Raw genomic sequence first — 20,348 nt, forward strand, 5'->3', positions numbered from 1 at the left:
TCGATCGAACCGATCGACAAAATTGATCGTGGTTCAGTAAATATATTTACCGTAAACCTCGCCCGAGTTTATCGATGGTCCGGTTTCACTTCGGAAGGGTGATATATATCTGAGATTTTATTGAACACAGGCTGAGGAAATGCATCACTGAGGCGGTATGGCGCAGACACCGTCCTCTGTGACAGGAGGAACACTAAAAAAGCGGTTATAGAAGAGATTACAGGCTCTGTGGTCGCTGGTGTCAATGTGAAAATATTTTGCGATGTACTGGCTGAGTATATGCTGAAATTCGTCGTAGATTTGTTGAGACCCCCGCTTGTGCTTCACCCTGATTTCATCGACTAAACGATAACATTGCTCCAGCAGGTGGTCGGCGTCGCCGTTCAGCAACGCATGAAACGCGGCAACGGCAAATAATTCATTCGCAGGCCCGGCATTAAGCCAGACGCTGACTTCGGTACAAACCAGCGCTTCCCATAGTGACATCAAATTCAGGCGTAAGGCTTCCTCTTTTAACAGACGGGTTAGTGGAGGGAATGCGTAAATATCAGTGTCAAATAGCCTGCGTGACAGACTTAAATCAGCAAAGGCAAGATGCTTAACTCCGTACAATGCTTCCTGTACAGCATCTGAACCGTATTTATCCGTTAACGCTTTCAGTAAGGTCGATTTAACCGGTTGAGGTGTTTCCATTGCTTTTATGCCACTCAGCACTCCTGACTGACAGCAGGGGATAAAATCCTTCATCATCCGGTTTATAGCAGCAGGTGCGATGATAATGTTTCTGGCGATATTTGCACCGCCCTTAGAGTTAGGGTAAATGTGGCATAGCTCAAGATCCAGCCAGGGGATTAACCTTTTTGTCGTATCAGCAACTCTGTGCCCGTTCAGCATATTATACGTTTTTTGGTGGACAGCTTTGCGCTGATATAACCGAATGAGGTCTGCAATATCCGTCGGACCGGTGATACTCCCCAGTCCAAGGGAATTATTTTTTAGCATTGATTCTACGTTAATCCAGTAAGAGTGCTTAACCAGTCTTATAATGGCATCGTCATCGATTAACCTCCGGGCTTTATCCCGATGTTCCTTACAACAATAAAACTGATTACGGGTTTCAGATATACTGATACCACAGGCGGGATACTGGCATATTAATGCTGCTCTTTCCGTTCGTCTGGCTGCATTTAACTGTCTGCCCTGATAATGTACCGGGCATAGCCGTAATATCCGTTCGGCGGGTGAATGGCCGATCTGTGCCATGCAGTTATTTCTTTTACATACGGCCATAATTAAACTCTTATTTAATGTGATAATGTATTTGCTTTTGTTGTTAATAACAATGATGCTATTTTTATATGTCATTAAATATATTTATTAATCAACATTAATTAAATGTTAATGTATTTGTCTCAAATGAGTAAGAAATACACTAGCAAAACACATTGTGTTAAATTACATGTTTTGATGGCTATTAATGGTTCATATCCACAGAGCCTTCCACCAGTCGTCATTATCTGTTTTTTAGCACTGTATTCTGAGAAAACCCCGCGCGGATTGCGACCAGTCGCGACTGGCGCGGGGTTTTTGCCTCTGTGGCTGTTTTTCGAAGACATTTAACCGGTTTACGCTCTGGCCATTCGGGTCTCTGTAGTGAGGTGTTCCGATTAATATTCCAGCCTGTTAAAGTCAAAGTATTCAAAACCATACCTGCCAGTGACATTCTCTGGCGATGCAATAATCGGATTATGTCCGTTCTCCAGGAATGCCGGTGGAATACACCATGAGTGGCGACATTCCAGGGAGGGCATGGCAATATACACCGCAGAATGACGGCCGGGACGAATAAAACAAATCAGACCCAGTGCGATTAACTGCTCAAGAACAGATTGTGATTTACTGGCGTCACGCAGCCGGTTCGGGCCGTTCCGGTTTACCTCATTTTTCCTGAGTGGATATCCCTCATTATCGAGAAATTTCTCCTTAAGCCACCTGAACATCTCGTAAACGTCCTCCATAAATGCATTCCGTTCAGAAGAAGGGAAAAACAGCCTTTCCGCTTCTTCAAGATGCCATTCCACAATTTTGAAGGCGGCCTGGATGATCCCCCGCGAAATACATAAACTCTCAGGTGAATACATATATGTCAGAATGGCCGCAACCCTGAGGGCATTCGCCCCCGCTTTGGCTGCAATTTCACTGATATGTTCCATCTGTTGTCCGGGGGCTGCTTTACGGCTGAGCTCTGACTGTTTTTCTGCCCAGTAAGCGGTCGCATCATCAGATAACCTGAGCGTTTGTTTCTGCGAGTCGTTACTATAAAAACGCACCTTCTGCTTATCAAGTAACTGGTTAATTTTCTGGTGGAATACATTTAATGCTTCATCAGACTTAGCGTGACCTGTATTGGTGCGGCGACGACCCAGTGTGCTGATGGTATTGATGTAAAGAAACCGTGACAGAAAACCACTCCCCTTGCTGAGTTCACCGTGGTTGCGGCAGTAATTTTCAAAGATCGGAGGCTGAACCATTAATGCCAGGGTCAGACAGGCATTGATATCGTACTCTTCGCCGCCCGGGCGGTGGTATTCATAGGTCTCCCCGTCCCAGGCTTTATTCAGTAAACCGAGGTTGTTTTTCAGATACCCTTTAAAAAAGGTAATTGCCTCATCTGAGACCACCCCGGCTTCAGAGTACCGGCTCAGACCTTCCAGGAGCGCCTTTGCGGTGGTGTCATCATAAAGCATCGCCAGGCGGGTCGGAGGCTGCTGCCGGGTTTCTGCATGTTCATCTAACAGCCGTTCTTCCTCCGTCCCCTCAGAACCGCTTTTGATGGCAGTGTACAGATTACTGGTCAATGCTTTCTGGTGTATTTTCCAGATATTGTCAGCACGCAGGTGTGCCTTCATCAGACCGTCGTGCTGCTGCTTCATTTGCTCAGCGAACCGGTAAAAAGGCTTCATCACTTTTTTGCTGATACTGGTCTTACCTTCACCGGAGACCGCCAACGTCAGTAGATACAGTGCACAGTGCATCGGATCCGATGAGTGTGGTGGTACCACCTCAATATGAGCCTGACAGGCGAGGGAAGCGGCTGCCAGAGCATCAATGACATCCCGCATCACCGGCGGGAACGCGCAGACAGGGTAACCCTCCGGGGTTCTGTTTTGTACGGGAATATAAGGATCCGGCATTTTCGGAATGACAGTGTATGGCAGTAAATTCTGCATGTAATATTCTCCTTGGTTACTGTTTTCAGTAACGGGTTAGTTGTGAATATAATAAAATAGCCAAGCGTCAAAATTTATTTAAAGTAATAATCTTACCCAATAAATAATCGCATTCTGTTTCCTTGCAACTGGCAAAAATATGTCGCAGCGAGCGCATATTTAAATCAGAGACGTTGTTATATAACCTGCGTATCCTCCTTTAATTTTTACCAATACTATCTCATCGCTTATGATGCCTGCTGGCGTTCCAGCAGCCATGCATCTAGCTCTGACTCAAGCCAGCCGACGGACTGCATACCCAGCCTGCGCTGTTTCGGGAAGGTCGGGTCGTAACGCGGTGACTTCGGGTTGATCCAGTCATAGATGGTTGAGCGGGCGATGCCCGTTTTGTTAACAACGGCGCGTATGCGCAGTATCCTGATATCTTGTACAGACATATCTGTTAATTCCCCCTGTTCTTTCGATATGGACGCAATTGTATGGTGCCGGAACAGGTAATGGCACCCGCCTGGTGGCTGTAGCAAAAAAGGCATTTTATAACAACGAGATAGGGTTTTTTTTAGGGTTTTTTTCCCGTTTTTTGTTGGTGACAGAATGTTTTTTTTTCGAAAATGGTGTCGGAAGCGTCTGGCTAAGGGCAAGAATGAGTCGTTCAAGGTGTCAGGCAAGGAAATTTACTGGAGTATAGAAATTGTCATTCGAAAAGAGGGACTTCATGGCTGATTTAGACAGGGATTTTACCCCTGATGAGTTACTCATCGTATTTCGTAAAAAGAGGAAAGCGTTACGTTTTCATCTCGGGGTCAGACAGAAACATATCGCCAGGCAATGGCTGAATAAAGATACTGAAATTGTTATCGTGCTACAAACAGGGAGACAAACGAAGGATGAAGATTTAGCGCGGCGACTTGCTGATGAGCACGGAGAGAAAAAATGGCGGCGTTATCTGAAAATTTTCAGTCTTTCAGAATGGATGATAAAGGGGATCAGGAACGATATGTCTGAGGCTGAACAATACTGGGAGCAGGGAACATCGGCTCTCGAATCTGATCCAGATCATGCGGTACAATTAATGCTGAAGGCTATCGCGTTGTTGGATCGCGGTCTGAAACGCAGTGAATCCGCAGCAGGTAAAAGAATCAAGGAACGGCATAAACTCAATTCTGCTTATGGCGGAAAGGTCAAAGCGACACGTTTTGATGGCGTTAAAGACGAAGTGATAAAACACCTGGAAGCGCAACCTGAGGGCTGGGAAACTAAAACCGATGCCATCAACGCAATTATTAAAGCGTTAAGGCCCTATATTGAGGAGCATGGATGGCCTTCCGCACAGGATAAAAACGACTCACGGGACGCGGCAATGGTGGAGGCAAGCCAGAGCAAGTTGTTGGCTGAATGGTCAGTCAAAGACAAAAGAGTGAAGGCGGCGTTCGCGAAGGCAGTACAAAAACGTATCGGGGTGTCGCAAAATCGATAGTCCGGTACCTTGAGAGCGCGTACGTGATTCAATGTGACTGCCTTTTCTCAGATGTGGCTGTGCAGAAGAGCATAGAGCTGATAAAAAGACGATACGAGCTCCCCTGAACATCATCGTCTTTTTAGCGATACTGACAGGGTTGATAGCGATACAACTTTTTAATGAGTAATCTGTCGGGAGTACCTTGCACTTTTTAATGGTATGCCGGATCACACTGTCCAATCTGGCAATGGTATTCGTTGTGTAAAACCGCCTCTGCCGCTGGTACCCCAGGTCATGGGTTAATGCTTTGTAGTCCTTCTAAGATATGAGCCGCAGGCTATTACGCACCATGTGAATGATACAGAACTTAATCCGCTCTCCGGATAAACTGCATTAATGGCGTCAGAGATGCTCTTCAGCTCATCAACTTAGGTGATGAGGATATCTTAACTTCGGCACAACTCAACTCATAGCTTAATTAGTTGATAAAAATCAGCGTGGGGCCCCTCGCTATATCTGCTCATAGATCAGGTTTGACCTGACGCAGCTATCACACAAAACTAAACCAGCTACTCTTAAAATCCGAGAATGTACAGTCTCTAACGGCTTTCCAATAGTTACCGAAATTCTCAACGACTAGGTAAATGTCATCATACAGCGGTCAGTTCTGCATCCCCAGTATATTTGCTCGTATGTTAACCTAGCATTAGTACGACATCATTCTTAGGCGAATGGCCCAGCAGGCTTTTTACTCCTTAAAAATTCACTTCTGGTTAAGTAAATTATTCAATGATTTTTGTGATTTAAATCAATTGGTTAATTTTAATTGCGATTTGCTTTTAACCCTAGCGATTTAGACGTATTATTTTAAGATTAATCCACTTGCCATGCATTCCCTGCCACATTTGAAATGTGGATGGAGAATTATTTTAAGGTTATATATCATGGAGTTATTGAAGTTTTTGGCGGCGATTTTAGTAATTTACTTGTTGTTTTTTAGAAAGAAAAAACGTAAATCTCCAAAGTCTTATGCTTCAAGCCCCGTGAAAGCACCGCCAAAAGAATGGCTCGCTGACATCAAGAAAAAAGAGGCGGTTGTGCGAAACGATGATAGTGAAGACGATAACCTTGCAACTTTTACATTGAGCGGTGGCCGCGGTGTTGAACTTCGGGTGACAACCAATCATTACCGGAACACCTCAAAGTCAGCAGGTGCACTAGCTCGATGGGTACTTCCGGGTGAGATGATAACTGTAGCTGGTGTAGCAATTAGCGGTGGCCACATTTACTTGGGGCAACGTATGAAGCCCTCCGGTCAGGAATCAGTCGGCTATTATGACGATGGAAATGAGGCATCATTAATTGATGACACATGTAAGATAAAACCTACTTCTTATCTTTACGAGGACAGTTCATTAGGATACTGGCCCAGTTTTTCCTCTCTTTCCCCAGAAGCACGCGGTGCGTATGTCAGTTGGCTCGCCAGCGATAGGTCTGATCCATCGTGTCCTATCGGCTATGTTTTTATCTACCTCTACGGCCTGGAAAGAAAAGCGCTCATAGATTCCACTGACCCAAAATTCCCTGATGCTGAGTTCCGTAATCTGTTCAAAGAAGTCGCTCGGTTAAGATCCGTATTCATTGAGAACCGCTCATTCCGTGGATATTCGGCCCAGTTACTCGAAGCCATGTCTATTCTGCGCCCGAACATGGGCTTAGCCACTGAGCTCGATAGCAATTCAGGTTTCAGCAACAGCATGCAATTTAAGCTGGCTCTGGCAAAAACTGTACATGAAGGAGTTCCTGTATCAGCTGAACTGGCGTTGAACTGGGTAATAAACCACACCGAGTATTCGCTGCGTACCCCGGCTCGCCGCTGTGCTAAAGAGTTTGCTGCGCTTTTCAAACGGCGTTACACCCTCAAATATGGTGAAGGGATGGTCGTTAAGGCGAATAAAACGCGCCTAAGGTTAGATTACACACCAGCAAGTCCTAGTTTGCGAGGTGTTCGACTCCCTGTTCCCGACCTGCCTGATCCAAGTGCGTTGAAGAGCCCTGTCCAGAAAATTATGGCTCTTGCCGACATATGTACGGATGAACTTGATGCTTATAGTCGCTACCTTGGTAGGAAAGGTACGTCAGTCAATGATACGGCTGCAATTATGTTGCTCCCTTCAGAGATCGTTAATGAAAGCGCAGAAAAAATATTAAGCTCATTCAAACGCTGGGCTGATGAGGCGATCCTCGTCAAGGAGGGGTTAGTCTCAGTTGCTGACTTTTGGGCACATATGAATGCCAGTTGCCCCAATAAGATCAATAAAAAAGAGGCCGATTTGATGCAGGCCTTTGCTCTGAAGATGGGTTACGGTCTGGCACCTGACCCGTATTATCACCATGTGAAGGCGGATGTTGATGGGACACTTGTTCTATTCCCTGCCGCCGAAGGTGGACGCTTCTCACCTTCTTCTGAATTTATCTCAGCAGTAATGACGCTCAGATTAGGGGCGATGGTCGCCTTGATTGACGATTCTCTTGATCAAGCTGAACAGAAAGTGCTTGAGAATGCCATCAACAACAATACTGGCTTCACCGATGATGAAAAACGCTCTCTACATGCGTATTTAACGTGGCAACTTCATACCCCAGCCAATATGACAGGAATGAAAAGCAGGATTGAGTTGATGGGGGCCGCGGAAAAAGCTGCTGTGGGTAAAGTTATCGTTAGTGTTGCCTGTTCGGATAGGACAATAGCGCCTGCCGAAATCAAACAGCTTGAGAAGATTTATTCAAGTTTGGGGCTGGATCCCTCATCTGTCTCGAGCAATATCCATCAGCATTCCGCAACTGAACATGATCTCGTCTCGTCTGTACCAACTGATCAGCCAGCAGTAGGGTTCACACTGGATGCTAATGTACTTGCCCGCCACGAATCTGCCACGGATGATGTTCGTAAATTGCTGAACACAATTTTCACCGAAGAAGAACCTGAAGAGCAAGAAAGCGCTCCAACCTCATTAACGGAGGCGGGGGGGCTAGACTCCGCACATAGCCAGCTTTATCGCAGTTTGCTGGAGAAAGAACAGTGGTCCCGGAAAGAGGCGACAGAATTGTGCGGAAATTTGAATTTGATGCTCGGCGGTGCGCTTGAGGTGATTAATGACTGGTCCTATGCGGTGGTTGATGCTCCGGTACTGGACGATGCCGATGATGATATCTGGGTTGACCTGGAAATTGCCAAAGAATTAGAGGGATAGTGAATGTCTGTAACACGTATAAGAGTGAAAGAACGCGACGCTATTATTCAGTCACTTAAGTCAGGTGTAACGCCAAGGATAGGCATTCAGCATATCCAGGTTGGCCGCGTGAATGAGATCACCGCTCTCCACCAGGATATTGAGAGGATTGCTGACGGTGGTGCAAGCTTCAGACTTATCATCGGTGAATATGGTTCTGGTAAAACGTTCTTTCTGAGTGTTGTGCGCTCTATTGCGCTAGAGAAGAAGCTGGTGTCAGTCAGTGCAGACCTTTCTCCTGACAGACGCATTCACTCATCGGGAGGTCAGGCTCGTAATCTCTACTCAGAGCTTATGAAAAACATGTCCACCAGAAACAAGCCTGATGGTAATGCGTTACTTAGCGTTGTTGAAAGGTTCGTTACGGAGGCAAGAAAGGAAGCTGACACGGACGGCTCCGAGGTTTCATCAGTTATTCATAAGCGCCTGGCTGCCCTGTCAGATATGGTGGGCGGATATGACTTTGCGAAGGTCATTGATGCATTCTGGCGGGGGCACGAACAGGATAATGAAACGCTAAAATCCAATGCTATTCGCTGGTTGCGGGGAGAGTACACCACCAAAACTGATGCCCGTAACGATCTAGACGTTCGGACTATTATCTCAGACGCTTCATTCTATGATTCTTTAAAGTTGATGAGCCTTTTTGTCCGCCAGGCAGGCTATGCCGGTCTTTTGGTCAGCCTCGACGAAATGGTGAACCTCTTTAAGCTGAATAATACGCAAGCAAGAACAGCGAACTACGAACAGATTTTGCGGATTCTGAATGACTGCCTGCAAGGCTCAGCCGAGAACATTGGTTTTATCCTCGGGGGGACGCCAGAGTTTCTTTTCGATCCGCGTAAAGGTCTTTACAGCTATGAGGCTCTCCAGTCGCGTCTGGCGGAAAACCGGTTCGCGCAAAAAGCAGGAGTGATTGACTACTCATCCCCCACTATGCATCTTGCCAGCCTGACCCCTGAGGAACTGTATATTTTGCTGAGAAATCTTCGCCATGTTTATGCAGGCGGAGATCCAGAGAATTATCTGATACCAGATGAGGCTCTGACTGGATTTCTGCATCACTGTAGTAAAACCATTGGAGACGCTTACTTCCGTACCCCCCGTAATACCATAAAAGGTTTCCTGGACATGCTGGCCGTGCTGGAACAAAACAGAACGATGAACTGGCAAACTCTAATCGAGGGTGTGGCGATTGAAGAGGACAGGCCCAGCGATATGGATGACGCCACTACGGAGGAAAGCGATGACTACGACGGACTGGCGAACTTCAAACTATGAGCAGTGCCTACGATAGCCTCGATCCCCGCGTCCGTAAGTGGGTTTACAAGCAGGGCTGGTCTACATTAAGGCCCTTGCAGGAGAGTTCTATCCCGGCAATTTTAGCCCGTGATCGAGACGTGCTAATCAGTGCAGGTACAGCAGCGGGTAAAACAGAGGCTTTCTTTCTTCCTGCCTGTTCGGCAGTTGCAGATCTCAAGAATGGATTTGGCATCGTCTATATCAGTCCGTTGAAGGCATTGATTAACGATCAGTACCGTCGTCTTGAGAGCCTTGGAGATGCATTGGAAATGCCAGTGACTCCCTGGCACGGGGATGTACCACAAAGCAAAAAGAAGAAGGCTCGGACTAACCCTGCGGGCATTTTACTGATTACACCTGAGTCACTTGAGTCTTTGCTCATAAATTCAATGGGCTGGCTCAAACAGGCGTTTTCTTCAATCGCATACATCGTTATTGATGAGTTTCATGCTTTTATTGGCTCAGAGCGTGGTGTACAGCTGCTTTCTCTGCTCAATAGAATTGACCATGTGCTAGGTCGCCAGGTAAATCCAATTCCCCGCGTTGCATTGAGTGCCACGCTGGGGGAACTGGAGAAAGTGCCCGAAATGTTGCGCCCGGACAAACGACTCCCCTGCGTAACTGTTACAGATAGTAATAGCACGGCCACTCTTCAGGTACAGGTCAAAGGATACCTGGAGCGAGTGATCCAAAATGAGGAAGAACTTCAGAGTTCTGCTGAACATGACGTTTGCGCTGACATTTTTAGACTTTGCCGTGGCGATTCTCATTTGGTCTTTGCAAACAGCCGAAAGCGCACTGAAAGCATTGCGGCAACGCTGAGCGACATGTGTGAGGAACATATTGTTCCCAATGAATTCTTTCCCCACCATGGTTCCCTTGCCAAGGAATTGCGGGAGGCGCTTGAAACTCGTCTTCAGAAAGGAAATTTGCCCACAACAGCTGTTTGTACAATGACGCTTGAGTTGGGAATTGATATCGGTAAGGTTAAGTCGGTTATCCAAGTTACGCCTCCGCATTCTGTTTCCAGTCTGCGTCAGCGTATGGGACGTTCTGGGCGACGCGACTCCCCATCAGTTCTAAGAATGCTAATTACAGAAAATGAGCTTACTGTGACTAGCAGTATCGTTGACCACCTACGGCTGCAGTTGGTCCAGTCGATGGCAATGATTAGATTGATGATCTCTAAACAATGGTTTGAGCCTGCCGATTCCCAGCAGATGCATTACTCCACGCTGCTACACCAGATTCTTGCAATTACCGCGCAATGGGGCGGAGTTCGTGCCGATCAACTCTGGTCACAGCTATGTCAAACAGGCCCGTTCCGTAATGTGAATATAGGCGATTTCAAAAGCATGCTTAAACATATGGGGGCATGTGGCCTGCTCACTCAACTCGCTAGTGGAGAAATGGTTGTTGGGGCAGAGGGGGAGAAACTGACTAACCATTACACGTTTTATGCCGTGTTCAACACACCAGAAGAGTTCCGCATTGTCACCGGAAACAGAACCCTTGGAACAGTGCCTGTGGACTCCCCACTGCTACCAGATCAGCACATCATCTTCGGTGGGCGGCGCTGGAAAGTGACAGAGATCGAGACAGAGAAAAAAGTTATCTATGTAGAGGCGACCAAAGGCGGTCAGCCACCACAATTTAGTGGGGGGGGGATGTCTGTTCATGATGCTGTTCGTCAGGAAATGCTAGCTATCTATAGGGAAGGTGATTACCGCATAGCAATAGGAAGCAAGAGAGTAGATTATGCCGATTCTGCCGCCAGAAGCCTATTTGCGGAAGGCAGTCGTAACTTCCAGAGTTATAACCTGCAAAATGAGTATTTTCTTACGAGCGGCCAATACTGTTACATCCTTCCCTGGATGGGAGATAAGGTTGTCAATACGATTACAGCCTTGCTCATACGTTGTGGCTTTAAAGCTAATTCATTGGCTGGAGTTATAGAAATTGACGGCTCAAGTATCACTTCTGTTCAACAGGCTCTTAAAGGCCTGCTGCTATCAGGCTTGCCCTCAGCGTTTGATCTTGCTGTAAATGTTCCAGAAAAGTACTTAGATAAATATGATGAATATTTACCAGAGTTTCTGCTTGCGAAAGGATTTGGGGAAAAAGCGTATGACATTGAAGGCGCGTGTACCTGGCTGAAAGAACATCTTCAGTAAACTGGTTACGTAATAAGGGAGAGATGTACCCCTAAGATTGAGGACGATTGATAATATCAATTTTTGCTCTTGGCTCGGATCTGCCAGAAATCGAGATCATAAGGTCTGCTTTGAGCGAAAAGCGGAAGTTCGCAGTTGATCTCGTTGCCAAACAGTCACATTACTAGCATTGCGGCGTGTTAATCAACGGGTAGCAGATCAACCATCTCAGGTCTCTCGCAGCGCCAACAGCAATATCCCCTTAAGAAATATTGATTCAGATGCTTAAGAATGCTGAGACGGCTGTTTTATTTGAAAGTAGTCCTTTTGCGGACATGGCATCGAAGTAACTTTTTAATGCCTCACGCTTAAGAGCATCATTAGTGTTCCACACAGGTCCCAAGTACTTCACCCAGAGTTCAACCTCCTCGACTGTGTGTAATTTTGACGACACTAAGGGTTTAACGGCTTCTATGATGCTTATAGCTGTATCTCTATTGATTACATTGTCTGGTATCGACCAATGTGCCTTACCAAGACAATCCGTATAAAATGATATTTGCTTCAATTGATCCAATATAAAGGGATGTTCTGATTCATCGCTGAAAATTGGTGCAAAATCGTTAAGATTCCTAGCGCCTTTTTTAACTGCATCAAGAAACACCCACATCATATTTTTTTCAGTATGTGAGCGATACCTGTGCCAAATCTGTTTGATATCTTTGCCATCTTTCAACAGCGACATCTCTCGAAGTATTGACACCTTTCCTGCTTCTTCTATAGCTAAGATTGCCAGAGAGGTAGCAGAGGGATAGCGTTCTAAATCAAACAAAGCAGAGGCATCGTTCAGAAGCCTTCGTGCGTTAGATGATGCAGCATTCATGCCTTCTACAATTTTCTCTACGGCAAGTGTATTTTTCCATTGCTCTAGTTTTTTTGCCATAACGTTTGCTCGAGTTAAAAATTTCATCAATCTTAGGACACATCATTCCTGTTGAAAAGCTAGATGCCCTACTGTAAGTGTAAGTATCCCTGCAAAACGAACCATCAATTTTTAGAGGACCTCTGGCGCTCCAGATTCCGCTCTTGGTACACAGCAGACCGTTTGCTTTGCATCGAAATCTTAATCTTTTTTTCAGCAAATGGCCCTTCACTTCACCTTTAACGCCAGCACATCAGGTTGAACGGTTCCCGTGATCACGGCTCCGCTATTACGTTTTTTTATTTTTTAAAATTTTTTCAGCCAATTCTGCACCAATTTTACCTTTCATTTCTTTTAATATTTTAAAAAGAGTAAGCTCATTCTTGTAACGCGACTTCCTTTTAACGTAAAACTCTTGATATTCTTCAGGTGATATTTCTGATAGTAGATATCTTTTCATTAATTCAGTTGGTTCAATTAATAAACCTTTGGCTTGTTCTTCATTCAAAGCAGGAAGCATTAAGAAGAATAAAGGTTTTAACCGCTCTGTTATTGCTATCAACCGTTTCAAATAATGTTGTGGAACACCTCTTATTGCAAAATGCAGTGACTGCTCAGATTCATTTAGAAAGTCAATTGCTTCACGCTTTGAAAAGAATAAGGGTATTACATCTCTTCCGTTATGTTTTTGTGCAAACTTGTAGTATGAACCTGAAACATTATCTTCCTCTCTTTCCATCAAAATCCAAAAAGGCTCGCCGATCCAGTCTTTTGTAGGTAAGGTTGAATTTATCAAGTAATCGGCAACCAATATGTTAAATTTTGGTAAATCATCAGTTGTCAGTAAAGTAATGCCATGTTTTTCTGCGTATTCTTGTGCACCACTTTGGTAACCAGACTTACTGACTATTACCCCGATAATATTCCCAATATCTGTGATTTTGTTGCAAAATGGCATAATAGTATCGCGATCAAGCGGGCGATTGTGATATTTACACTCTATCGCTACACGATGTATAAAGCCTGCATTTTCAAATTGGTAATATACATCAATTTGATATTCACCTTTTAATCCCTTAAGGATAACGTTACGGCTAACTTCCACTCCATTGTCTCGTGGGTTAAGTAAGGTCGAGTAGACATATTGGGTATAACTTTCTAAATCATTCCAGGTTTTAAGCATTGTCATTTTTCCCTTATAAATCATTTGAATAGAGTGCCTGATGTACTCGCTGTTCTAATTATCAAAACCATACTACCATTCTTTCATCTGGGGATTTTAAGCAATTTGGAGATATATCCTACATAGACGAAAATAGCTTTTGCTTCCCATTGGTTCAACCCTCATTTACCACATTTGTTGCACCTATACTGACTTCAGCCATCTCAAGCTCTTTTCTTTAACATAGTCCGCTTCTGGCACAGAGCGGACGATATAACTGAGCTGAAGGTCCGCTGAGAGCGAGGAGCAGAAGTTATATTAAAAATTAATTAGCACGTTGATTTAATCACCATGAAGGATAATTAGGTTTCTTTCCTCTTAAAAGAGATACTTTGTCAATTATCTCAACAGAAGCAGTTCTATAACCCTCCTGCTGAAGTAGGTGAACTGCATAATCTCTTAATTCTTGCAAAGTGGAAAAGCCGTTACTTTCGATGAGTATTATAATTATCTTAATATACTTAAAGATTTGTTCAGAGGATTCGTTCGCGTTGACGTTAAGTTCGTAAAAATCTTTACCATCATGAACAAGCTTGTTTCTTACGTCAGTATATAACTCGTCATAAACTTCTAGGTTTTTCTTAAATTTGATTAGTGAGTTATTACATGTAAGTGCTGCAATGTAGGTCCTTTGCTTCCATCCTTTCCAATCTGGGTCAATATTAGCAAGACCATCAAGTGCAAAGACCAGGTTTAGAAATTGTGATTCCGCGCCAATTGAATAAAAAGATTGCCTACATGCCCTAACTACGGAGCTAACTAATTTTGAAAGTTCATTTTCAACGATTCCATCGTAGATAGAAGATAAATATTGCAACCCAGGGTAATACAAGCTGTCAACCTGAGGGCCTAGCCAATTATTACTCACGGCAAGGGGTCTTGATATTCCACTTATCTTAATTGGTTTAAGATGAGTCATCTCACGAGGAATGATTTCTACATCATAAAATCCGTCAGAGCGTTGACCTGCAGGATTAGGGGTATATTCCATGCTTGTAAATGAGCTGTGAGAAAATCTGACTAAATCAAGCGCATATTCAGCTATAGACAAACACATGTTTATAACATGGCTGTTATGATCAATGCTTGAATTAAGTTTTAATAAATCAATATATGGTAGGTCACAGTTAAACTGTATATACGAACCATCTTGCTCTGATAATCGCTTATGTGACTCTTCATCAAATTGTCTTCCGCAATAAAAAATATACTTTCCGATCTCAATGGTTTCCTGAATGAAAATCTTCTCAATCGGCACAATAACTATGCACTCCATATTTTTGTTTTTACCCTCTAATTCAGCTAATTCTAGGTTAGAGCTTCTTGATTTAGCTAACTCTATTTCTACCCACTCAAAGCATATTGAGAAGTCTTCTAGAATTTCGATACTGCTTTTTTGATAACTATCCTTGGTGTATTTAAATGTAATGCCATCTCCTTCAGGATAGGCACTGGCCCAATATCCCATATCTCTTAACTTTTTTAGAGATGTTGAGATATCGTCGACTTTATTAATAAAATCCTCTTTTCGCCATAAAACATTGCCAGTGCAGTTTTCGTACGGTGGTATTAAACGAGCTTTCATATAACTTCCTTATTATCCAAGAGGATGTGACTGAAATTTTTATCAGACTTATCTACAATAATATAAATTGACATGAAAAATCTACTCAACAATTAACCGTTATGATTTGCTTGCGACGACTAAAACATGCCGATGGGTCGCATCCGCTTTTGGCACGAAGCGGACTGCACTGAAGCACTACTATGAGTGATGGGTGGACAATGCAACTAACAATGCAGTGAATTTTTGAATGATATCGAAAGTCCACAGGAAAGCTGGAATTGAAGTTGCTCGAGGTATTAATTGCCGGTCTGAACAACATCATCATATCTAATTTTAGCAGGAGATAAACATGGTGTTTGTATTTTTTGAAGTAATGGACGCACTTCCAACTAAATGGCCATGTGAATCAAAAAGAGTTTAGACGCACAATCATATTTATTTATATTCATTCGCGAGCATTGTTATTTTTTCTGCCGATAGATAAGGTAACTTAACTCCGATATATTTCATAATTTGGCGATTGCGTTTGGCACTGCCTACCTGTTTTTTCAATAGGTTAAATTGGTCATCGTTGTCTAATACTTCACTATATACTTGGTTGCTTAAACCAGAAATAGAGGAAATATAATGCTCATCTATTTTTCTGCAACACTTTATTAAAAAGGTAATCAGTGTCGTTGCTTCTTTTAGTGTAACTTTGTCCGCATCATAGTCCTCTAATGTTTTCATTACATCAAAATGATAAAAATTATCATATAAAAAAGAAATCTTAGTCTCCAAGAATCTCTTGTCAGAAGAGGATAATCCAGCATTTGAAGTGCTGGCATGGACTATTTGATTGCGCCAATGACACATAAGCTCAACTAGCAAATACCATTCCTTTTCTATTCCAGGTATAGATTTGCAAAACTCAGAAAATCTTCTCGCTTTTGAGTCATTGGTAGAAAGTTTTTTTTTGAAATTCAAATCAAAATTGAGTTTCTTCCAAAGCTCATCATCACTAATGTTGCTCATATATTCAAATAGAGCTTCAACTGCAAACACCAAAGAAGAACGAACTGCAAATCTACGCGCAGCAATGCAGGATTTTTCTAAATTTTTAGGTTCCCATTTGATATTTAACTCAGGATTTGGAACTGAATTGGCAGGCAGATTGGAGAGAGCAACAGCTATAGTATTAAGATTATGTACGCTATATCCAATTTCATTTAAAAAAAATTTAAGGTATTTAGTCTCAGTCATCTGCTTAAACCTTGGTGGCATTGTCAGGATTTGAACCCGCATTTCTAGATTTCAAAAAATTTTTAGTTTCCAGTGTCTTATCCAATTAGACGATGATGCCAGTACGTAGAACAGTATACTTTGCGCAATACTTTCGTCAATGATTATGGTCAGCAACGTCCGCTCTTGGCACAGAGCGGACGATCTAACTGAGCTGAAGGTCCGCTGAGAGCGAAAAGCGGACAGTGATGACAGCATTCTTTTGAATCAACTGCGGGGCAGATGGTAATGACACAGGCTTTATGGTCTGATAATCGTCGCTCTGAAAGCGATCATTCCTGCAATCCCGAGTCTTCTTGTTCCGGAAAGCGGTTTTATAAACGTGTGTGTTTGTGTCAAGCATCTCAACGGAAATAGTTCATGGGACCGATGATTAAGTCCCGCCCCACACAATGAACGCTTCGGTTCGCTGGCCAGCCTGAGTATCTGTCGACTGCGCGAACCGGCAGAGCGCGACTCCGCCGGGCCGCAAAAAGAGTGGTGTTTCAGGCCTGAAGACCATGATCTGATGGAAAACGAAGGGGACGGATATTAAAGCAGCACCTCTCGCAGTCTGATGGGGACGTCTCCCCTTGGGAATACACTGGCGCTCAGACTGTATGAGCCTGCCGGCTTCCCTCCAAGTATAATCATTACAGGCTCCAGGCACTGGTAGTCAGAGTTCGCTGCAATGCTTGTCATGGACCTGTAATCATCCCCACTTGGCTCGGGTGAGCCTCCTGGATGAAAATGCCACTCACCAACATAATACAATCCCGTTTTCCATCGGGCATGAAGTAAAGGCCTCAGCCCTCTGACGCCCCGTTGAAATGTCGTCCGGCCAGCGAGTGAATCCGCTGGCCGGGTCGTGGCTTCCACGATCANCACCTGTTTCATTTACTCCAGCTTTAAGACATTCGGAAACCATCTGCTCAATGGTTGAGGAGCTAATGACGACCGTATACAGAGCACCCTCACTCGAAAAAGTCACATCTTTAATACTCATGCGGCTCTCTCTCGACAGTGCCATCAGGCATCTGCTTAAAATATTCATAGATTCTCCCTGGCGCACTGACCACCCGGCAAATGAATTTTGTACCGACGGCCGCCCATAACTGTACGTCATCGGCACGGGCCGGAAATACAGGGTGCCAGCACCCGATGCCTTCTATTCTCGCCTCATCCATGTCGATCTCAGGTGACGCCGAGGCGTTGAAGTGGCTGGGAGCCAACCGGAAAAGTTGTTTCACTGGCAGCAAATGCAAATAAACCTTCAGCCCGCCATGTCATAGCTAGGCTGATAAATATTTTTTCACTTTGCCAGTCAAATGCCGCCAATGATTTAAGAACACCATCATCACCGGTACAATCAATGATCACGTCATACTGACGCAGTGAGTTTTTTGCGACCTCACTCTCAGGGGGAAACGCGCAGCTGAATGAACGTGCACTTGCGTCAGGCAGAATTCGATTCAGATGTTCAACCAGCGCGGCCGCTTTGTTATGGCCAACTGACGTCATTGTCAGGGCGTGACGGCTCAGATTTCCTGTCTGTAGGAGGTCTGCGTCCAGAATGCCTTGGCTGACAACACCTATGCGCATCAGGTTTTCTGCAATCATGCTGCCCAGTGAGCCAGCACCGATTATCAACACCTTTTTGCTGCGAATGTCGTTGGCTGCTTCGCCACGTGTTCTGAGCTGGTCGGCAGCCCAGTTCTGCGTTCTCACCCACCTGATGGGCTCCTGTGAAAGTGGCTGTTCGCGATCCCAGGTTCTACGATTCCGTTCCGTTGGGCGGAATCCGGGGCGTTTTGTCATTGTATTACTGAGGCCGGCCAGACGCAGCGCCAGCCAGTGAATGCGCGCTGGCTCATCTCCGATTTTGTTTTCCAGCGGAAAACCCAGCAAGAGTAATCCGGGCGCGCGTTGCTTGCGCAGGGCTCTGACAGAACGGCCAATATCTGAAAAGAGGTCCGGCAGTGATAACCCGCATTGTGCGAAGCAATTGCTGAGCTCCTGCCAGGTCCTGGGTGCCTGCCAAGGAGCCAGAACGGGGAGGGTAGGCAAAACAGACCACACTGCGTTCGTAGTTCTCGCGCCTTTGCGCATGAACGGGGACCATTTGGTTGTCCGGATTAGCTTTCCTTTGTTATCAAAAAACTTACGCAAAAAAAGGGTGCCGTGCGCGCCGGGCAATCCAGTGCTGCTTGCAAACCCCCATTCTCCTGTTTTCGATGCCCAGAAGGGGAGATCATCAATCTGTTCGTTAAAACCGATCACGGTAAAGGGTGACTGATCGGGGAAGGCGGGGAGTTCAACAGCATCCCCGATTGTGGCCAGTTTTTCCTGTGCAGCGGCGTCAATCCAGAGCAGCAGCCTGCTGAGTCGCCAGCTGATTCTGTCGAGTAATGCTTCGGGTTCCAGCCCCCATAAGTTACGACCAAATACGGTGGGCGTATTCTCAAGGCACGGATTTCCTGAGGTCCATTCACGGGTAGACGTATCTGAAAAGTTGTAGTTTTGGTGCTGAAACGTGGCTGAAATACCTTCCGATTTATCGGGATAAACCTCTATGCGTATCAGAGTTTCTTCCTGCCAGAGGACCAGATGCCAGACGCTGTTGTCTGGCATGAAGCTAGAACAGGGTACGGAAAGCTCTGCGGTGAATTTTAGCGACCATCTTTTGTCAGCAGAGAGCGCCCAGGCATTGTTCGTCCGCATCCTGGGATCATTATTGATCAGGGTGAGCGCTGCCCGCAGCTCTGCTGGCACTTGCTGAACGACTGTACTCAAGCGAAGCGTCCGGTTTTCTGTGGTTCTGCTGGTTTACTTGGCGTTGTAAATCCACCGTTGCGATCGCCGCCCTGAGGGCCGGGTAAAGGAAACTTGGATCCGAACAGTTGGCGCCAAAGTTGTGCGCTTTCCTGAGGCTCCTCAGACGCCAGCGCGTTACGGGCAATTTCCGCCGCACCCGCAATACCCTCATAAAATGAACAGAAATCTTCGGCTGTTAAGCGCGCCATCACGTCATGCTCTGCAACCCCGTGATCTGACAACCACGGCTTACTTTTCTGATTGTAAATGGCTGCCCAGCGCGATAAAAAAGTGTCCATCAGTTGAACAAGCCCCTGGGCCATTGATGTGGTGCCATTATCCAGCGCATTTCCAATCAGATGTTCCAGCGGATAGCCTTTAGGATATTTCGGCAGGTCTTCGCTGTTCTGCTGTCGCCACCATTTCACCGCCCTGACAAGGTTGATGTAGTGACCGTTGCAAAGACGGTTTTTCTCGGCGGTCCATCTGATCTGCGCGAGTGGATGTGTCCGGCCCCACTCATTCTTTTCTCTGTCAGGAAGCACTAACGGGTGCGCTTTCCATTCTGAAGCGGGGGCGTCCTCTACCTGCGCACTGTTGCTCTCAGACAACCATCCCGTATTGGGGGTCCAGCTTTTATTCAGGCGCCAATCAGTTTGCTCTTCCAGAGAGTTAACAGTCAGAACTGACTCTGACTTATAGAGCTGCTCAAGATGGCTTTTTTCTGCCCCTGACTCTGGGATGGCGGTGATCACCAGGTCCAGTTCGACATAGGAGAGGGTAATACCAAAAGAGCGCCCCTGAGTTTCCCATTTACCCGGGTAATACTTTTCGAGGAATGGGATGAACAGGTCCATTGCATCAGTGGGAGACATCCGGGTATGATCAAGATTGGTCACCACGACAATATCAACATCAGGGCGCTTATCGCCGAGCGGACGGATTGCCGTTGAACGACGAATGCTGCCCTGCAGGAAAGTTGATACGACAATTTCCTTGAGTGGTCCGAAATTCTTCAGGCGCTCGCGCAATGTCCTAGCACCACTTTTCCAGTCCTCCTTCTGTGTATCAGTCGGCCTGATATTTGCTAAAAATTCGTTGAACTGAGGTTGAAGTTCCATGGTGA

At 45.3% G+C, this 20,348-nt stretch carries 14 protein-coding genes and 1 pseudogene; 4 read left to right on the forward strand and 11 right to left on the reverse strand.

The window, feature by feature from the left end; all coding sequences use genetic code 11:
* Positions 1-144: 144 nt before the first annotated feature.
* From GM30_RS09250 to GM30_RS09260, 3 genes are all read right to left on the reverse strand, one after another.
* The gene (locus GM30_RS09250; protein ID WP_238582628.1) at positions 145-1,263 is read right to left on the reverse strand and encodes a hypothetical protein; all 1,119 of its coding nucleotides are present in this window, start codon (positions 1,261-1,263) and stop codon (positions 145-147) included.
* A 404-nt stretch (positions 1,264-1,667) separates the two neighbouring features.
* A complete protein-coding gene (locus GM30_RS09255; protein ID WP_049848380.1) occupies positions 1,668-3,230 on the reverse strand; it encodes a YfjI family protein in 1,563 nt (520 codons plus the stop codon).
* Positions 3,231-3,457: 227 nt separating this feature from the next.
* On the reverse strand, positions 3,458-3,667 hold the full coding sequence (locus GM30_RS09260; protein ID WP_049848381.1) for a helix-turn-helix transcriptional regulator: 210 nt from the start codon (positions 3,665-3,667) through the stop codon (positions 3,458-3,460).
* 278 nt (positions 3,668-3,945) lie between these two features.
* Between GM30_RS09260 and GM30_RS09265 the strand changes: the two genes are divergently transcribed.
* Positions 3,946-4,707, forward strand: a complete 762-nt coding sequence (locus GM30_RS09265; protein ID WP_004114617.1) for a hypothetical protein — start codon at positions 3,946-3,948, stop codon at positions 4,705-4,707.
* Positions 4,708-5,010: 303 nt separating this feature from the next.
* Here the strand turns inward: GM30_RS09265 and GM30_RS27880 are convergent.
* Positions 5,011-5,117: pseudogene (locus GM30_RS27880) on the reverse strand (transposase); the annotation flags it as partial.
* A 516-nt stretch (positions 5,118-5,633) separates the two neighbouring features.
* Between GM30_RS27880 and GM30_RS09270 the strand changes: the two are divergent.
* From GM30_RS09270 to GM30_RS09280, 3 genes are read left to right on the forward strand one after another with little or no spacing between them, the layout of a single operon-like run.
* Positions 5,634-7,943 (forward strand): tellurite resistance TerB family protein, encoded by a 2,310-nt coding sequence (locus GM30_RS09270; RefSeq protein ID WP_049848382.1) that lies wholly within the window; start codon positions 5,634-5,636, stop codon positions 7,941-7,943.
* 3 nt (positions 7,944-7,946) lie between these two features.
* Positions 7,947-9,263 (forward strand): ATP-binding protein, encoded by a 1,317-nt coding sequence (locus GM30_RS09275; protein WP_049848383.1) that lies wholly within the window; start codon positions 7,947-7,949, stop codon positions 9,261-9,263.
* Complete coding sequence (locus GM30_RS09280; protein WP_049848384.1) at positions 9,260-11,458, forward strand: DEAD/DEAH box helicase; 2,199 nt, start codon at positions 9,260-9,262, stop codon at positions 11,456-11,458. Before GM30_RS09275 ends, GM30_RS09280 begins: the two co-directional genes overlap by 4 nt.
* Positions 11,459-11,714: 256 nt before the next feature.
* On the opposite strand, the gene GM30_RS09285 is transcribed toward GM30_RS09280, so the two are convergent.
* The 7 genes from GM30_RS09285 to GM30_RS09315 all read right to left on the reverse strand — a co-directional run bounded on the left by GM30_RS09285 (position 11,715) and on the right by GM30_RS09315 (position 20,343).
* The gene (locus tag GM30_RS09285) at positions 11,715-12,380 is read right to left on the reverse strand and encodes an AbiV family abortive infection protein (RefSeq protein ID WP_072094084.1); all 666 of its coding nucleotides are present in this window, start codon (positions 12,378-12,380) and stop codon (positions 11,715-11,717) included.
* 268 nt (positions 12,381-12,648) lie between these two features.
* The gene (locus tag GM30_RS09290) at positions 12,649-13,542 is read right to left on the reverse strand and encodes a restriction endonuclease (RefSeq protein ID WP_158239073.1); all 894 of its coding nucleotides are present in this window, start codon (positions 13,540-13,542) and stop codon (positions 12,649-12,651) included.
* 325 nt (positions 13,543-13,867) lie between these two features.
* Positions 13,868-15,166 carry a hypothetical protein gene (locus GM30_RS09295; protein WP_049848386.1) on the reverse strand — a complete coding sequence of 433 codons (1,299 nt, stop codon included), beginning with the start codon at positions 15,164-15,166 and terminating at the stop codon, positions 13,868-13,870.
* Positions 15,167-15,583: 417 nt separating this feature from the next.
* Complete coding sequence (locus GM30_RS09300) at positions 15,584-16,390, reverse strand: hypothetical protein (RefSeq protein ID WP_072094085.1); 807 nt, start codon at positions 16,388-16,390, stop codon at positions 15,584-15,586.
* A gap of 570 nt (positions 16,391-16,960) precedes the next feature.
* Entirely contained in the window at positions 16,961-17,305 is a 345-nt protein-coding gene (locus tag GM30_RS28190; protein ID WP_072094079.1) for a Mov34/MPN/PAD-1 family protein, read from the reverse strand.
* 297 nt (positions 17,306-17,602) lie between these two features.
* Positions 17,603-19,201 (reverse strand): ThiF family adenylyltransferase, encoded by a 1,599-nt coding sequence (locus GM30_RS09310; protein ID WP_049848389.1) that lies wholly within the window; start codon positions 19,199-19,201, stop codon positions 17,603-17,605.
* Positions 19,198-20,343, reverse strand: coding sequence for an SMODS domain-containing nucleotidyltransferase (locus GM30_RS09315; RefSeq protein ID WP_049848390.1), 1,146 nt, complete (start codon positions 20,341-20,343; stop codon positions 19,198-19,200). The genes GM30_RS09310 and GM30_RS09315 overlap by 4 nt, the downstream gene beginning before the upstream one ends.
* Positions 20,344-20,348: the final 5 nt, after the last annotated feature.

Origin of the sequence: Trabulsiella odontotermitis, assembly GCF_001188485.1 — a bacterium.
GTDB lineage: Bacteria > Pseudomonadota > Gammaproteobacteria > Enterobacterales > Enterobacteriaceae > Trabulsiella > Trabulsiella odontotermitis_A.